Origin of the sequence: Pseudoalteromonas byunsanensis (assembly GCF_001854475.1) — a bacterium.
GTDB classification, from domain to species: Bacteria; Pseudomonadota; Gammaproteobacteria; order Enterobacterales; family Alteromonadaceae; genus Pseudoalteromonas; species Pseudoalteromonas byunsanensis.
Genome location: NZ_MNAN01000026.1, coordinates 463,604 through 478,528, shown reverse-complemented (window position 1 = coordinate 478,528; position 14,925 = coordinate 463,604). Strand labels below are relative to the sequence as shown.

General features: G+C 44.3%; 17 protein-coding genes. All 17 read left to right on the top strand.

Features of this window, described 5'->3' with window-relative positions; translation table 11 throughout:
- Positions 1-877 precede the first annotated feature (877 nt).
- The 17 genes from BIW53_RS05710 to BIW53_RS05630 all read left to right on the top strand — a co-directional run bounded on the left by BIW53_RS05710 (position 878) and on the right by BIW53_RS05630 (position 14,809).
- A complete protein-coding gene (locus tag BIW53_RS05710; RefSeq protein ID WP_070990898.1) occupies positions 878-1,768 on the top strand; it encodes a baseplate assembly protein in 891 nt (296 codons plus the stop codon).
- A complete protein-coding gene (locus BIW53_RS05705) occupies positions 1,768-2,616 on the top strand; it encodes a phage tail protein I (protein WP_070990897.1) in 849 nt (282 codons plus the stop codon). Before BIW53_RS05710 ends, BIW53_RS05705 begins: the two co-directional genes overlap by 1 nt.
- A complete protein-coding gene (locus BIW53_RS05700; RefSeq protein WP_070990896.1) occupies positions 2,616-3,176 on the top strand; it encodes a phage tail-collar fiber domain-containing protein in 561 nt (186 codons plus the stop codon). The genes BIW53_RS05705 and BIW53_RS05700 overlap by 1 nt, the downstream gene beginning before the upstream one ends.
- Positions 3,177-3,189: 13 nt before the next feature.
- Positions 3,190-3,963, top strand: coding sequence for a hypothetical protein (locus BIW53_RS05695; protein WP_245699363.1), 774 nt, complete (start codon positions 3,190-3,192; stop codon positions 3,961-3,963).
- A 10-nt stretch (positions 3,964-3,973) separates the two neighbouring features.
- Positions 3,974-4,255: a hypothetical protein gene (locus tag BIW53_RS05690; RefSeq protein ID WP_070990895.1), complete on the top strand. Its 282-nt coding sequence runs from the start codon at positions 3,974-3,976 to the stop codon at positions 4,253-4,255.
- An 82-nt stretch (positions 4,256-4,337) separates the two neighbouring features.
- Positions 4,338-4,946: a hypothetical protein gene (locus BIW53_RS05685; protein WP_070990894.1), complete on the top strand. Its 609-nt coding sequence runs from the start codon at positions 4,338-4,340 to the stop codon at positions 4,944-4,946.
- Positions 4,936-5,616 carry a phage baseplate assembly protein V gene (locus BIW53_RS05680; protein ID WP_070990893.1) on the top strand — a complete coding sequence of 227 codons (681 nt, stop codon included), beginning with the start codon at positions 4,936-4,938 and terminating at the stop codon, positions 5,614-5,616. Before BIW53_RS05685 ends, BIW53_RS05680 begins: the two co-directional genes overlap by 11 nt.
- Positions 5,617-5,619: 3 nt before the next feature.
- Positions 5,620-5,919 carry a PAAR domain-containing protein gene (locus tag BIW53_RS05675; protein ID WP_070990892.1) on the top strand — a complete coding sequence of 100 codons (300 nt, stop codon included), beginning with the start codon at positions 5,620-5,622 and terminating at the stop codon, positions 5,917-5,919.
- A 16-nt stretch (positions 5,920-5,935) separates the two neighbouring features.
- Positions 5,936-6,271, top strand: coding sequence for a GPW/gp25 family protein (locus BIW53_RS05670; RefSeq protein WP_070990891.1), 336 nt, complete (start codon positions 5,936-5,938; stop codon positions 6,269-6,271).
- Between the two features lie 89 nt (positions 6,272-6,360).
- On the top strand, positions 6,361-7,695 hold the full coding sequence (locus tag BIW53_RS05665; RefSeq protein WP_070990890.1) for a phage tail sheath subtilisin-like domain-containing protein: 1,335 nt from the start codon (positions 6,361-6,363) through the stop codon (positions 7,693-7,695).
- Positions 7,695-8,204: a phage major tail tube protein gene (locus tag BIW53_RS05660; protein WP_084228081.1), complete on the top strand. Its 510-nt coding sequence runs from the start codon at positions 7,695-7,697 to the stop codon at positions 8,202-8,204. The genes BIW53_RS05665 and BIW53_RS05660 overlap by 1 nt, the downstream gene beginning before the upstream one ends.
- A gap of 6 nt (positions 8,205-8,210) precedes the next feature.
- Complete coding sequence (locus BIW53_RS05655) at positions 8,211-8,468, top strand: phage tail assembly protein (protein WP_070990889.1); 258 nt, start codon at positions 8,211-8,213, stop codon at positions 8,466-8,468.
- Positions 8,469-8,760: 292 nt separating this feature from the next.
- The gene (locus BIW53_RS05650; RefSeq protein WP_070990888.1) at positions 8,761-11,880 is read left to right on the top strand and encodes a hypothetical protein; all 3,120 of its coding nucleotides are present in this window, start codon (positions 8,761-8,763) and stop codon (positions 11,878-11,880) included.
- Entirely contained in the window at positions 11,880-12,326 is a 447-nt protein-coding gene (locus BIW53_RS05645; RefSeq protein WP_070990887.1) for a phage tail protein, read from the top strand. The genes BIW53_RS05650 and BIW53_RS05645 overlap by 1 nt, the downstream gene beginning before the upstream one ends.
- An 11-nt stretch (positions 12,327-12,337) precedes the next feature.
- Positions 12,338-12,553, top strand: coding sequence for a tail protein X (locus tag BIW53_RS05640; RefSeq protein WP_070985079.1), 216 nt, complete (start codon positions 12,338-12,340; stop codon positions 12,551-12,553).
- A gap of 10 nt (positions 12,554-12,563) precedes the next feature.
- Positions 12,564-13,571, top strand: coding sequence for a phage late control D family protein (locus tag BIW53_RS05635; RefSeq protein WP_070990886.1), 1,008 nt, complete (start codon positions 12,564-12,566; stop codon positions 13,569-13,571).
- A gap of 278 nt (positions 13,572-13,849) precedes the next feature.
- The gene (locus BIW53_RS05630; protein WP_070990885.1) at positions 13,850-14,809 is read left to right on the top strand and encodes a fibrinogen-like YCDxxxxGGGW domain-containing protein; all 960 of its coding nucleotides are present in this window, start codon (positions 13,850-13,852) and stop codon (positions 14,807-14,809) included.
- Positions 14,810-14,925: the final 116 nt, after the last annotated feature.

Below are 14,925 nucleotides of genomic sequence, written 5' to 3'. Positions count from 1 at the left end.
ACAGCATTGACCTGTTTTAAGTCAAACAAATCAGTAAGATACACATATGCTGATTAATCAACTCAATCAAGAGTGAGTCGTTACTTGGCAAACACAGTCCCAACTTGTTTTAAAAGCCTGCTCATTTGAGCAGGCTTTTTTATTCGCAAAAATAAAATGGTGTGTTATATACCTAGAGATTGCTGCAATGAAGTCTCTAGGTATGCAACAAAGCAACCCAGTCAAGGCTGAAGTGCCTGGCTAAAAGTAAAGTATTACTAAATTTTTCAATAGTTTAACAATGATGTGTGATGTTAGATAGCATTCGTTTAAATGTTTTAAAATCCTTGATGTAAGCCTTAGTCTAAGCTGTTATCACAGGACGAGATTGACCTGTTTTAAATAATAAAAATCAGTAAGATACACATATGCTGATTAATAAAGTTAGTTAAAAAAGCTAAGTTATTTAGCAAGTACAGACCCATCTTTGTATAAAAAGCCTGCTCGCTTGAGCAGGCTTTTTATTGGCAAAAATAAAGTGGCGTGTTACATGCCTAGAGACTACAGTAATAGAGTTTCTGGGTATGTAATTAAGTAACCTGTTCAGTGATGGGGTTGCTTAAAAGGCAAAAAATGAAAGTGATATGAAACTTTTTTACCAGGTGCTTACCTAAATGTTTACACTGAGAAATAAGTACACGGTGTACGCTCTAATCTAAATCGTTACAATAGGACAATCTTGACCTGTTTTATATCATAAAAATCAGTAAGATACATATATGCTGAATGATTAGCTAAATGCTTTAGTACAGCGTTTGGTTACAACAAGCTCCATTATCCAAGCAAATTGGCCTGCACTTCGGTGCAGGCTTTTTTTATGGGCCATCAGAGGTACTTTATGCGCGTTTTTAATTTATTAGATATGTCCAAGGTGCCATTACCTGACACCATTACAGAGCTGGATTTTGAACAAAAACTTTCACAGCTCAAAGGGCGGTTGTTATCTCAATACCCTCAATATGCTGAGGCATTGAGCTTTGAGTCGGAGCCTATGCAAGTCATGTTAGAAATGATGGCTTATCAGCAGCTATTGTTTGACGGTAAACTCAACGACGCTATCAAAGCTAATATGCTAGCCAGTGCCAAAGGAAATGACTTGGATGCTATCGCTGCACGTTACAACTTAGCACGGCAAGATAATGAAACTGATGAGCGGTTTAAACGTCGCATTCAAATGGTATTTGAAGGGTTGAACACCGCAGGCAGTAGGCAGGCATATCAATTTCATGCACTTTCGGCGGATACGAGAGTAAAAGATGTTTATGTAATAAGCCCCGAACCTTGTGATATTCACTTGACTGTTTTAAGTCATGAGCAAGACGGTCAACCATCGGACGATTTGTTGAACACGTTATATAGCTACTTCGGATTAAATGCTGATGGAAGCATGAGCAATCATGCTTCCAAAGTAAGGCCGCTGGGTGACAGGGTGGCAATAGTAGGCCCCGTTACGAAGAAATTTGCACTGGAAGTCGCAATTAATATTGCACCAGGCCCCGCTGCATCGGTTGTAGCGCAGACGGTCAAAGCAGCATTGAATCAATATTTGGCACAGCAAAGTTTATTGGGTAGAGATATTAACCAGATGGGTCTGTTTGCAGCGCTTAACCAAAGCGGTGTTGAAAGTGGCCGGATTATAAGCCCTGCTGATGACATTCAGGTTGCAGCCAATGAGGTTGCTGTATGCACTGATATTAAAGTTCATGCGGTGGTTGTAGAGGGCGAGTAATGGATAATTTTGAAAACTTACCAAAGTTATTGCCAAGTAATGCCAGTCGGTTATTGGAGGCTTTGACTCAGTTATTGACCTACCCAGATAAAACCCAGTTGTTGCATGACATTTGGCACCCGCAAAAATGTCCGGTACAGCTATTGCCGTGGTTAGCATGGTCGCTATCTGTCGATGACTGGAACGACGCTTGGAGTGAAAAGAATAAACGTCAAGTGATTGCTGATGCATTTGAAGTGCATCGTTATAAAGCAACGCCTTATGCGCTCAAAAAAGCATTGGATAGTCTAGGTATTGAAACGGATATTCAAGAATGGTGGCAAAGCGAAGGTGCCAAGCGCGGGACCGTGATAGTACACGCACTAGTGAATCAGAACCTAGATAGCAATGAGCAGGGATTGCTTACTAAAGCTATGTTGGAGCAGGTTAAACGTATTGTAGATACCGCGAAACGTGCCGCGGTACATGTTGAGGTTCAGCTTGGTATCTCATTAAAAGAATCTTTTGGAACTGGGTTGTTTAGTGGTGCAAGGATTGGACTCGCCCGCAAGGATGGGGCATTTAAAGGGGTTCGTCCAGATAGCATTGCACTTAAAACCGGCGCTTCTATAGCGACCCAGCATGGTCTTGCCAGTGTAGATAAACACGCTCAATTCCAAGGGGTTACACCGGAACAAACGCATGGAAAAACAGCGGTTGTATTAGCAGGAAAAAGTACCTTGGCTCGTTGTGAATATCAGGCCGCTTGGTTGGGGTTAGCACCAGAACCCGCTGCAATTTCTCAGGGCATTTCTGCGCTATTAACACGCATTCAGTTTAACCATTTAACCTTACAAGGAGCGACTTAATGTCTGCATTAACCTTGCAGTTTACTCAAGCGGGGCTAAACGCTTTGCTCAGCGCTACACAGCGTGGCTTTAAAGGCAAAATTAGTCATATGGCCTTTGGTGATGCTGCATATACACCAAGCAAAACACAAACGGCGCTTAAGGGCGAAAAAGAGCGTGTTGCTATTGTTGATACTGATTATAGCGATGGTGAAACCAGCGAGCTAAAAATTGCCGCTAAATTTGATGCGCCATTGGAATATGCCATTCGCGAAATTGGCGTATTTATTGAGTCCCCTGATCACAGTGGCGAAGGTGAGCCTGAGCTGATTTTATTGGGCGTGTACTCACAAGAAAACACCACTTTGGGTTATCGCACCCCCGATGTAAAAGTGTTGCAGTGGCTAACCTTGTCACTGGCACAAATTCCATCAGACAGTGTGGAAGTCAAAGTGGGTGTCGACAACCTCAATATCATTGTGGACAGAGAGCTTGCCGATATGGCGTTGGTACAGCTTAACACCATGCAACGTCAAATCGAACAAGAGCTGCGTTTAGTGGCTTTAGAGCAAGCTCAATAACTAAGGAGTTTTCATGTCAGAAAAAACGATGACGCAGCGCCTAACCGAAGTGGTGACTGCAGCGGATAGCTTAACCCAAACCGTACAGGACCAAATTGGGCAGATTAATAGTACCGTTAGTGCCAAGATGGGTGAGGTGGATACAACTATCGCGCAGGCAAGCACAAAAGTAGATAGCTACATCAGTGGTGCACGTAGTGAATCGTCTCACATATTGCTCAGTCGGAATCAGGGAATGGAGCCTGCTAGCGGCACTGCCATTAAAGGCTTCAATACGATTTACACTAATCTAGAAGTAATTAAAGAAGCAACCATACATGGTATTCCTGCCTATGATACGGACCATACTGGCAATGGGGTTGCTGCTGATTTTAGGGCTACAGTGTATGACGGATATGTAAATGGCTACTTTAATATTTTGCGTTTAAAGTGGACTAGAACCAATACTTCACACCCTTCTCGCATAGACAATAATTGGTCGTCGGGCTATCAACAAGGAGCATTGACTTCTGCATGTTACCTAAAATTACTCTCAGGTAGCGTTTCTGGCGCGATGACTTCAGTGGTTGATTGCGGAAATGACTGGCACTTATACGCTGAGCGTAGAAAAGCGGTAAACTCATCGGCTGCTTTTCATACTAATCATTCAAAGTTGGTATTTAACTCCGAACAGGGAGAAGCGTTAATTTGCTTGTTTGGTACGGCCAGTGGTTATGTGGATTTAGAACGGACTGGTTGGGCATTATATCCAGAATTTGCCCGTCCTTCAGATATTCCAGCAGTATAGGAGTGACACAATGATAGTTAAACATAGTGGCACAGTGGTAGCCACATTTGGCAATGTATTAAACCGACAGCAGGTTGGTGAATATTTATATGTAAATGAAATTGACTTACCTACAGATGAACTGGAAATCGTGCTGGAATACGAAGAGGTAATTGCAGCTAGAAAGCACGCTTATCAAAGTGAGTCAGATCCACTGTTTATCGAGTGGCAATATGACCAAACAGACGAAGCAAAACAAATTTGGATGGATAAAGTGGCTGAAATTAAAACACGTTACCCATTACCAGTTTAACCCTCTTCGGGCACATTGTCCGCCATTCATTATACAGCCTTTCTTTTTTATGAAGGGCTGAGCTTTTTATCAGAGAATCACTATGAACCATCGCAGTACCCTAGTTGAAAAGGTGCTTGAGTACCTGAGCTCTGGATTACAAGGCGTCGCACAGGTTGGTTTGATAAAACCTGTTATGCCTTATCCAGACTTAACCCAAGTGGCGCAGCTGTGTGTCACACTGGTATCAGAACGTCAAGCCAGTGAGTTGCAAAGTACAGGTGCCGCCTCAGGTGTCACTTATGGGCCTACGTCAAACAAAAACTTAAGCCCAAATCCACTCGACAGACGAGTGCTGAAATTGCAGCTAGACATCGAAGCCGAAGATGCCGATAACATCGCGCTACTTAAGCGGTTAGACGGGGTGATTGATAGTAGTGAAGCGCTGATGCAGGCTGACGATGTGCCCGTTCCTTGGCAACACTTTGTCGCTCATAGTAGCGAGTTTGCCTTTACCAAACAAAGCGACACCGTGATAGGTAAAGCGAAGGTGATTTGGGAGTTTTACTATCAAGTTGAGCCTCCTGAAGAAGCACCTGGCCCTGTGATCACCGATGTATATCTCGGTCCACACGGTGGAGAACATCACCATGTGGCCACGGTCAATGCTGAGGGTGAAGTGGTAATCGCGGAGGTGGAAAATGCAGGCTAACCCTCTACAAAGTAATCTAGCACAGGCAGATATGCAAAGCCGTTTGGCTAAGCTTATCTCACTTGGCACTGTGAATGAGGTGGATTACGAAAAGGCCAAAGTACGGGTAAAAATTGGTGACTGGCTCACAACTTGGCTACCTTGGCTGACTAATCAGGCATTTAACGACTTAACTTGGCAAGCACCAGAGGTGGGTGAACAGGTTGTGGTACTTGCCCCTTGTGGTGATTTAGCGCAAGGCGTAGTGCTTGGCAGCTTGTATCAAAATGGTCATAACTTAGAAAGTGTGGCCAGTGATGTGGGCAAGGATGAACGGGTCAATGTACAGCGAACCAAATATCAGGATGGTTCCATGGTGGAATATGACCGCAAGAAGCACCAATACCTGATAGACGTTAAACAAGACTCTGCGGTTATCAAGCTCAAATCTGCCAAAGACATTATTTTAGAATGTGATAACGACTTAAACATCACAGTCAAAAATAACGCCACCGTTAATGTAACGGGGAATGCTACGGTCAATGCTGACAAGAATATCGCAGTAACGGCTGCCGACAACCTCAGTTTAAAGGGAAAAACCCTTGCTCTTGAAGCTACGGGCGGCGACTTGACGGTTAAATCATCGGCTACGCTAAAACTTAACGGTAGTAAGATCAGCGCTCAGGAGTAAGTTATGCCGGCAATTTCAGTTGATGCCCACATAACGGACTTGCACGTGGGATTTTTACCAGGCTCCATCAGTGCATCGCAGACCAGTTTTACCGTGGCGGGAAAACCCGTGCTGCGCCAAGGCGATTCAATAAGCACGCATAATCTAGCTACAGACCCCAAAGTAAAACACGTTGGTGCGATGGTCGCTCAGGGAGCTGGGAGTTTTACGATAGCAGGTAAGGCGGTTGCACGTCTTGGCGACCCAACCAGTTGTGGCGGAAAAATAGCACTGGGAGTAAGTAGTTTCACTGTCGGTGGTTAATGCAAAAGGTTACGAAATGATAGGTATGAACGCGCAAACAGGTCGGCCGCTCTCGGGCGTTGACCATCTTAAACAAAGTATTCGGGACATTGTCACAACGCCACTTGGCAGTCGTGTCATGCGGCGTGATTATGGGTGCGGTTTATTCGACCTACTCGATAGTCCATTTTCCAGCTCTTTGGTGGGCGATATTACGCTGGCGATTTCAGAGGGACTGGAAAAATGGGAACCTCGCTTTCGTCTTGAATCGGTTGCGGTGCACCCCGCTGGCAGCGGAAAGTTGTCTATAGATATTAATGGTTTGTATTTAATTAATGGCGAACCAGTAATCATTGAAGGCATACAAGTGTAACAACACAAAACTCATATTTTTTAAATCTCAAAACCACGCTTAGCGTGGTTTTTTTGTTTCTAACTGACATACCCTTAAAGGAGAATCATATGTCACAATTTCTACACGGTGTAGAGGTGATCGAGGCGCAATCAGGCACTCGTCCAATCAAAACAGTAAAAAGCTCAGTAATTGGCTTAGTAGGTACAGCGCCATTCGCTGACGAAGAAGCGTTTCCACTCAATACACCTGTATTAATTGCAGGTAAACGAGCAGAAGCTGCGAAATTAGTGAGCCCAGACAATGCTGATTTCAAAGCGCGTTTGGCAGCGTTACGTGCAGCTGCAGAAGCAGAAGCGGTTGCAGCTCACAAAGCGGCAAATGGTGATGTTGAGCCAACGGCTGATGAGTTAAAAGCAATTCAGGACAAAGTTGAGAAAACAATCACTGATGTTGAGTATGGTCTTAAGGGTTCATTAGTTCCTGCGATTGACGGTGTTTTCGACCAAGCTGGTGCTGTTGTGATTGTGGTACGTGTTGCAGATGGTGACGAAGCAACTGTGACTAACAACATCATAGGTGGTGTTGACAGCGACGGTGCTTACACAGGTATGCAAGCATTCTTAGGCGCTGAGTCAGTCGTGGGTGTTGCACCACGTATTCTAATTGCTCCAGGTTACACGCACCAGAAGAACGGCACTGAGAAGAACCCAGTGGTTTCTAACATGGTTACAGTTGCAGAGCGTTTACGCGCTGTGATTATCGCTGATGGACCAAGTACAGACGACAACGCAGCAAAAGCATATCGTAAAGACTTCGGCTCACGCCGTGTGTTTGTGGTTGACCCGGCGGTTAAAGTATTCCGTGACGGTAAATCAGTGGTAGAGCCTGCAAGTTCACGTGTTGCGGGTATGATTGCAAAATCAGATAACGATCGTGGTTTCTGGTGGAGCCCAAGTAACACCAACATGAATGGTATCGTGGCAACTGAGCGCCCAATCGACTTCCAGCTAGGTGATGCAAGCGCCCGAGCTAACTTACTGAACGAAAATGAAGTTGCGACGATTATCCGTCAAAATGGCTTCAAGTTATGGGGTAACCGTACGTGTTCTGACGACCCTAAATGGGCATTCCTGTCAGTGGTTCGTACAGCGGACATGATCAACGACTCGCTGTTACGTGCTCACATGTGGGCGGTTGACCGCAACATCACAAAGACTTACATCGAAGATGTAACGCAAAGCGTGCAGTCATACCTTGATAGCTTAAAAGCGCAGGGTGCGATTATCGGCGGTCAAATCTGGGCTGATGCAGATTTGAACACACCTGAAAATATTCAGGCAGGTAAAGTGTACTTTAGCTTTGACTTTACACCACCAACACCGGCTGAGCACATCACCTTCAAGAGCATTCTAACCAACAACTACCTAGAGGAAATCGTATAATGGCAATGTCTCCTAAAATCTTAAAAAAATTCAAGCTATTCGTTGATGGTAAAGGCTATCTAGGTATTGCTGATGAAATCACGTTGCCAAAAGTAACGGTGAAAACACGTGAAGTCACTTCAGGTTTCCAAGCGCCAATCGAACTTGATGTAGGCCAACTTGAAAAGCTTGAAGGCTCAGTAACTTTGCTTGAGTACAGTGCCGACATGATGAAGCTACTAGGTGACTGGAGTGGTAAAACAACACCACTAACAGCACGTGGTGCGATTCAAGCACAAGGCGAAGAGCCTGTTCCAGTTAAAGTGACTTTAGAAGGCTTCTTCAAAGAAGTTGACATGGGCAACTGGAAAGACGGCGAAGAAGCGAAATTGACGCTTCAATACGCGGTTCAAAAATACAAGCTAGAAATCGGTCAGGATGTTATCTACGACATCGACCTACAAAACGACACTCGTATTATCAACGGTAAAGATCAAATGGCACTTCTACGTGCTGCAATTGGAGCGTAATAAATTATGACAGATATCATTAAACTGAACTTCCCAGTCACGGTCGATGCGCATGAGTATGCAGAACTAAAGATGAGACGACCAAAAGTACGTGATCGTTTAATGGTGGACAAAACAGATTTGAGTGAGTCAGAAAGTGAAATTCGCTACTTCTCGAATTTGTGTGAAGTTTCTCCAGACGTAATTGAAGAACTTGACTGGAGCGACTTTGTCAAGTTACGAGAAAAGCTACAGGCTTTTCTCGTATCCCGCCCAAACGCTTAAAAGCTATGGTTATTGCCCTTGCTAAATATACTGGGTGGGGCCTAAACGAGTTAAACGCGCTGACCGAGCCTGAGCTATGCGAATGGTTCGAGTCAGCCGTTGAATACAAACAATCCACAGAGGCAGGGTAACCCCTGCCTTTTTTTGTACGGCAAATAGCATTATTTAGTGTTATTTGCCGTACAAAATACAAACACCACGCCTGTCACTGCACCGCCAGCCCTCCTTTGGTAATCAATGCAGAGTTATTACAGGCACTTCGCTCACTTCTATGTATTTCTCAGGTATTGCTATGACATTTGTGGATCCTTCTGATCAAAATCGCGCCACACAACAGGGTGCATCAACTTTGCAGGGAACTGCTGAAAATAAAGTGAAAAACAAGCTACCAAAAATTCAGCCATATGAAGATATTAGCGCTAGTGCCGAATTACTTGGACAGGTGATGCAGCAGCTTCAATCGCAAGCGCTGGCATTTGACAGCAAACCGCTAGAGTCACTACTTAGCTTGCTTGCAACGTTTAATGTTAATGACTTGCTCGCAAACCATGTCACAGACCTTCGTGCGCATTTGTTGGAATTAAATGCATCTTTACAGATGAGTTCAGGCTCATTACCTGCAAATCTCAAGAATCCTTCACAAGAGACATCAAATGCCAGTAATACAGGGCGAGATAATGCTTCTAATGTAGAAGCTGGCTTGTTTAGTGTTCAAGAGTCAGTGGTACACCAGCTTGATACACAAAGTATCATGAGCGAGAACTTGTCTTCAGTACGAGCCAGTACGCTTGGTTTGCTCAAAGCGATGAATGTGGAATCTCTTGATGACAGCTTAACATCGTTGGACTGGTCTATCGGCGCGGTTACCCATTCGATTGAGCACCTTACGAATGAGTTGTCAGGTGGCGTAGAAGAGGGGGTCAGCAACGCAATACGAGAGTTGCTTGATACAGTTGCAGGCCTCAAAGTAAAAGGTGCTAGTACACAACAAATAAAGAACGTAACAAAAAACACTGCAGCAAACAAAACCGCACAAAAACAGCAAAAGGTAGTTAGCAGAGGAATACCGTCAGACAAGCATATAGCCGTGCCTTCTGTGAATAAATTGATTGCCAAAACACCGGCCAACCCAATTCTTGAAAAGGTTAAAACATCTAAAACCAGCACTAAACTGCACGACAAGCCACTTGGTAAAAACAAACGAGTCAGTAAAGAACAAGGCACTGTACTGGCACAAAATCCGGCTGCTAAAAAACAGGCACCTATCAAGCTGCCAGCCGTCAATCAGTTGAACGTGCAAAGCACTGTTGAAGGGGATTTGGCTTCAATTTTAGACCTTGCGCCACAGCTTTTGAAAGCCGCCGATCTCAAAGGCCCTGCCAAAGCGCTTAAAACTGCGATGCCAGCACTTAAGCAATTAGATTTGCAAGGTATTGCCTCGGGAGATTTGTCTTCGGTATTAGATGCTGGCCCAGATTTACTCAAAGCGGCCAATTTAAAAGGCCCAGCCAAAGCGCTGAAAACTGCGATGCCGGCACTTAAGCAATTAGATTTGCAAGGTATTGCTGCGAGAGACTTGTCTTCGGTATTAGATGCCGGCCCAGATTTACTCAAAGCGGCCAATTTAAAAGGCCCAGCCAAAGCGCTGAAAACTGCGATGCCAGCACTTAGGCAATTAGATTTGCAAGGTATTGCCTCGGGAGACTTGTCTTCGGTATTAGATGCCGGCCCAGACTTACTCAAAGCGGCCAATTTAAAAGGCCCAGCCAAAGCGCTGAAAACTGCGATGCCAGCACTTAAGCAATTAGATTTGCAAGGTATTGTCTCGGGAGACTTGTCTTCGGTATTAGATGCAGGCCCAGATTTACTCAAAGCGGCCAATTTAAAAGGCCCAGCCAAAGCGCTGAAAACTGCGATGCCAGCACTTAAGCAATTAGATTTGCAAGGTATTGCCTCGGGAGACATGTCATCGCTGTTAGATGTCGGTCCAGACTTACTCAAAGTGGCTAACTTTCAGGGCCCCGCAGATGCACTTAAAAAGTCCTTGCCTGCTCTAAAGCAGCTAGACATGAAAGGCATTATGGGTGGCGATCTTCAATCATTGGTTAAAGCGGGTCCAGATCTTCTTAACTCTTTCGGTCTAAACGATGCGGCTTCAGCTTTTGAAAAGCACTCGTCTGCTATTGGCAAGCTTGATTTCAAAGGGATCCTTAATGGCGATTTATCATCTATAGGTGATGCCGCCACTGATTTCTTTGAGAACTTAGGCACTGAAGACGCGCCAGAAGAGCAAAAAGATAAGCCGAGCAAACGTAACAAAAAGCGTAATAGAAGGCGCAACAAAGCCAAACGCAAGGGGGCGAAAAGCCGTCAGTTTCAGCCGCGTAGTAATACCCAGCCATGGGTGAAAGACACACAGGATGACACTGATAAATCCTCGTCCAATAAACACAAAGGTAAGCTAGCACAATCACCAAAACCCGCACTGAAGGTATTGGATGGAGGTCGTAAAGATAACTCTAAGCAAGCCGCTACGCCGAACAAGTCTCAGTCAGCCAACCAAGCAAAGCTGGGCAAAGGCGTTGCCGCGAATGACCCAATTTTCGGTGGCAACAAACAAGCAAAGCCTAAAGTGGGTGGTTTTGTTAAGAGATTAATGAAAAACCCGCTAGCTAAAACATTAGGCCGCTTTACTGGCCCGCTTAGAACCATTATGAGCGCTGCGGATATTGGCGGTACATTGGCCGATGACAGCCTAAGCAAACGCGAGAAATCGAAACAAATTGGATCCGCAGCGGGCGGAGCAGGTGGGGCGCTTGCAGGTGCCGCAGCAGGGGCTGCCATTGGCTCTATCATTCCTGGTGTTGGCACATTGATTGGTGGTGCGATTGGTGGCGCAATAGGTTCGTTTGGAGGTGAGTCATTAGGTGGCTTCTTAGGCGATTGGTTCGGCAGTTCACTGGAAGATAGTGATGTAAAAGAAACCGCTGCAGAACAATCTTTGAATATTGCCAATGTAGATGCCTCTTTAGGTGGCGCGGCGAATGACCCAAGGTTTGAGCTGGGGGGATCGCATAAAGAGCTAGCTGGGGATAGTTCACGAAACGCAAAGGCAGGGCAAGCACATGTAAATCGAAAATCAGCCTTAGCACAGCAACTTACAGATCAACAAAATGATGTGTTGATTGCTAATCCAAATGAGCTTAATGCGCTAGGGCAAAAAACAACTAGCGATAAATCACCAGCGCAGCATGTGAATAGTAGCGTGACCGTTAATGCCAATATTACGGTCAATGCGACACCAGATATGTCGGCATTGGAAATCGCTGAGCAAATCAAGCTGGTTCTTGAGGAAAAACAACAGCAAGCGCAGCGTGATATACGCTTGCGATATATTGATGAGGTAGCTTAATGGCTAAAGTAAGTCACGCGTCGCACATGATGCAGCTGGGGGACTATAAATTCTCGGTGAGTAGTGCGGCGTTTAGCAAATTATCTTATGCGACAGAGTATCGCTGGAAGACCCAAGATTCTCAAACAGAAGGTAAAAGCCCGGTTCAGCAGTTTGTTGGGGTAGGCGCACAAACGATCAATTTAGATGGCACGATTTACCCTCAGCTCGTCAAAGATGGCCTCCATCAGGTTGACAATATGAGGGCTGAAGCTGCCAAAGGAAAACCACTCACGCTTGGCTATGTCAAAGTTAATGGCAAGTCTGACGCCTCCGTGGGCAGGATCTTAGGAAAATGGATCATCAAATCAATCAATGAAGAACGTTCATTATTTCTCAATGATGGTATTCCCAGAGAGATCCAATTTCAAATGACCTTAGATCGTTACGACGGCAATACTAAGTAAGGAGATGAACAATGAGCGGGGTAACGTATATTACGCGTGATGGCGATTGCCTAGACAATATCTGTTGGCATCATTATGGTCGCAGCAGCACGATGGTTGAAATGGTGCTTGAAGCAAATCATGGTTTAGCTGAATTGGGAGCTATTTATCCAGAAAATATCGCGATTTTTCTCCCCGAGGTAATTGAAAAGCCTGTACAGCAGAACATAATCAATATCTGGGACTGAGGAGCTAATCATGGATATTCAACCTCAGTTTTCTATCAAAACGAATGGAAAAGAAGTCGCTCAGCGTTTGATAGACCGAGTTGTTAATGTCACAGTCAGGCTCAAAACAGGCTTGGCCAGTGATAGTTGTTACGTGCGTTTTGATAACTTGGAAGTAGCGCCAATTCAACAACCAAAGCCTACGGATATCATCGAGATTGCGATGGGCTACAAAAAAGGCAATGAAGACAAAAGCGCTACACTTCACCCTCTTGGCCAGTTTGAGGTGGGGGAGTTTAGCTTAACAGGTCCTGTGCGATCACTGGAGCTATTTGGCAATAAACTGCTGTGGCATACCGCGCTCAAAGCTCCCAAACAACGCTCTTGGCCTGAAGACCCTAAAAAACCCAAAAAGCTGGGGGAGCTGGTATCTGATATTGCTGGCGAGTACGGTCTTGACGCTAAAGTGGGAGCAGCATTTATCAACATTGAGCTGCCACATATTGAGCAAAATGAAAGTGACGCTCAACTGCTTACATCCCTTGCTGAACAATTTGATGCCATTTTAAAAATCTCACATGACAAACTGATTTTTATGGCCAGAGGCACGGGACGCTCGTTAACTGGTCAAGCGTTAAAAGAAGTTGTACTTACCCCGGCAGACATTCTGAGTTGGCGATATGACAAAGATGCCTGTCGCGAAGTAGGTGATGTAACCGCATTTTATTACGATATTGACACCGCATTACGGGTGCCCGTAAAAATCGGCAGTGGCAGTCCAAGTGTAGTATTACCCTATGTGTACGCGGGCAAAGCCATGGCAACAAGAGTTGCAAAGGCTAAACTCAATCGCCTAAAACGTGCAAGTTCCAGTACTCAAATCTCATGCATAGGAAATGCTCAAATCGTTGCAGGTGGCGTTGTTAAAATAGCCAACACTAAAAGTGACTTGGACGGTAGTTGGTTTGTCTGTGAAGTTGAGCATTGTATCAATAAACAGGGTTTTCGCTCTCACTTGGTTTGTGAGCAACTCACTTGAGCTAACAACATAACATCTATTGAGAATTCCATTTAACGCCAACGAACCGCACCATAATTGTGCAGTTCGTTTGTGTACCTCTCTTCTAATACCCTACCAACGATTCCTTTCTCCAACTAAGGCCATCCTGTACGTTAAGCACAGGCTCTGGCCTCCTTCCCAATTTGCCAACCTACGATTATAAAAATATTCTTTGATATTAGCGTACCCTTTTTAGTTACAAAAGAAAGATGTATAATCCTTTGCGCGATAAAACACGATCAAAAAAAGGATTTGATATGAAAAAAGCAATTGCAATTTCTAGTTTATTACTACTTTCTAGCCCTGGGGTTTTTGCACAATTAAATATTACGGCTTCTGCACATGAGCAAAAACCAGTGGTAAGTGAAGAGGGCGGTAGGCTCTATTTCTCCAGCATGTTAAAAAACAACAGCGAGCAAGTTAGAAATGTAAAATACTACGATTATATTATTTTTCCAGATGGGAAAATAATGACGCGCTCGGCGCCAAAATCTACCATCTTAATGCCGAATGAGAGCATTGATAAGTCAAATGGCTACATCAATGTGCCGCAGACATATGGGTTGGGGATCTATAAATATGTGTTCTCAGCCTTTGATGAAGATACAGGTGAGATACAAAATACCAAGTTTGAGTTTGCTAAACAAAGTTCTGAACCTAAATATAGTTCGTGTAAAGAAATTTTGCATGCTGGCAAAAGCATTGGAGATGGTTTCTATCACATTGATGTAGATGGGCCTACAGGTAATGCTTTCGAAATATCTGTGTATTGTGATATGACCACCAAAGGAGGTGGGTGGACTTTATTTGCAAATGATAGAATGTCAAAACCATTAAATCCTACTAATTCAGTTAAGTATGATAGTGAAGGGGTGCTTGAGGACGAATATTGGCAAGCCTTGAAGAGCGACACGGGTTCAATTATGGTTGAAGAGTACCGAGTTTTTGACTCAAAACCTAGGCATCGGAGCTTCATTAGTGTAAGTAAGATCAGAAATTCGCTTGCAGATTCTTTAGAAACCAATAGTGCTACACTTAACTTGTTTGGTTCACCATATTCAAACAGTGCTGCATTAGTATTATCAAATAGCTCTGCTGCTGGTTCGCATTCAAAAATATTCACGGGTATCGTGCCTAATATAACCTTTGATCGAGCCTATTACCCATCTTCGTCATATGCGAGAACGATTAGTTATACGCGAGTATATATTCGCTAATATGATATGAGAGGCTTTGCACAAGCCTCTCATTTTTCACAAGTATAGTTTTATAAAAACAGTACTTATGTAGCTTGAATTTTCACCCACCATCACCCCTATCTATCGGAATAAAC

Bases quoted from the DNA above. Each gene is read 5' to 3' on its own strand.
- BIW53_RS05710 (WP_070990898.1), top strand. From the start codon at position 878: ATGCGCGTTTTTAATTTATTAGATATGTCCAAGGTGCCATTACCTGAC.
- BIW53_RS05705 (WP_070990897.1), top strand. From the start codon at position 1,768: ATGGATAATTTTGAAAACTTACCAAAGTTATTGCCAAGTAATGCCAGT.
- BIW53_RS05700 (WP_070990896.1), top strand. From the start codon at position 2,616: ATGTCTGCATTAACCTTGCAGTTTACTCAAGCGGGGCTAAACGCTTTG.
- BIW53_RS05695 (WP_245699363.1), top strand. From the start codon at position 3,190: ATGTCAGAAAAAACGATGACGCAGCGCCTAACCGAAGTGGTGACTGCA.
- BIW53_RS05690 (WP_070990895.1), top strand. From the start codon at position 3,974: ATGATAGTTAAACATAGTGGCACAGTGGTAGCCACATTTGGCAATGTA.
- BIW53_RS05685 (WP_070990894.1), top strand. From the start codon at position 4,338: ATGAACCATCGCAGTACCCTAGTTGAAAAGGTGCTTGAGTACCTGAGC.
- BIW53_RS05680 (WP_070990893.1), top strand. From the start codon at position 4,936: ATGCAGGCTAACCCTCTACAAAGTAATCTAGCACAGGCAGATATGCAA.
- BIW53_RS05675 (WP_070990892.1), top strand. From the start codon at position 5,620: ATGCCGGCAATTTCAGTTGATGCCCACATAACGGACTTGCACGTGGGA.
- BIW53_RS05670 (WP_070990891.1), top strand. From the start codon at position 5,936: ATGATAGGTATGAACGCGCAAACAGGTCGGCCGCTCTCGGGCGTTGAC.
- BIW53_RS05665 (WP_070990890.1), top strand. From the start codon at position 6,361: ATGTCACAATTTCTACACGGTGTAGAGGTGATCGAGGCGCAATCAGGC.
- BIW53_RS05660 (WP_084228081.1), top strand. From the start codon at position 7,695: ATGGCAATGTCTCCTAAAATCTTAAAAAAATTCAAGCTATTCGTTGAT.
- BIW53_RS05655 (WP_070990889.1), top strand. From the start codon at position 8,211: ATGACAGATATCATTAAACTGAACTTCCCAGTCACGGTCGATGCGCAT.
- BIW53_RS05650 (WP_070990888.1), top strand. From the start codon at position 8,761: ATGACATTTGTGGATCCTTCTGATCAAAATCGCGCCACACAACAGGGT.
- BIW53_RS05645 (WP_070990887.1), top strand. From the start codon at position 11,880: ATGGCTAAAGTAAGTCACGCGTCGCACATGATGCAGCTGGGGGACTAT.
- BIW53_RS05640 (WP_070985079.1), top strand. From the start codon at position 12,338: ATGAGCGGGGTAACGTATATTACGCGTGATGGCGATTGCCTAGACAAT.
- BIW53_RS05635 (WP_070990886.1), top strand. From the start codon at position 12,564: ATGGATATTCAACCTCAGTTTTCTATCAAAACGAATGGAAAAGAAGTC.
- BIW53_RS05630 (WP_070990885.1), top strand. From the start codon at position 13,850: ATGAAAAAAGCAATTGCAATTTCTAGTTTATTACTACTTTCTAGCCCT.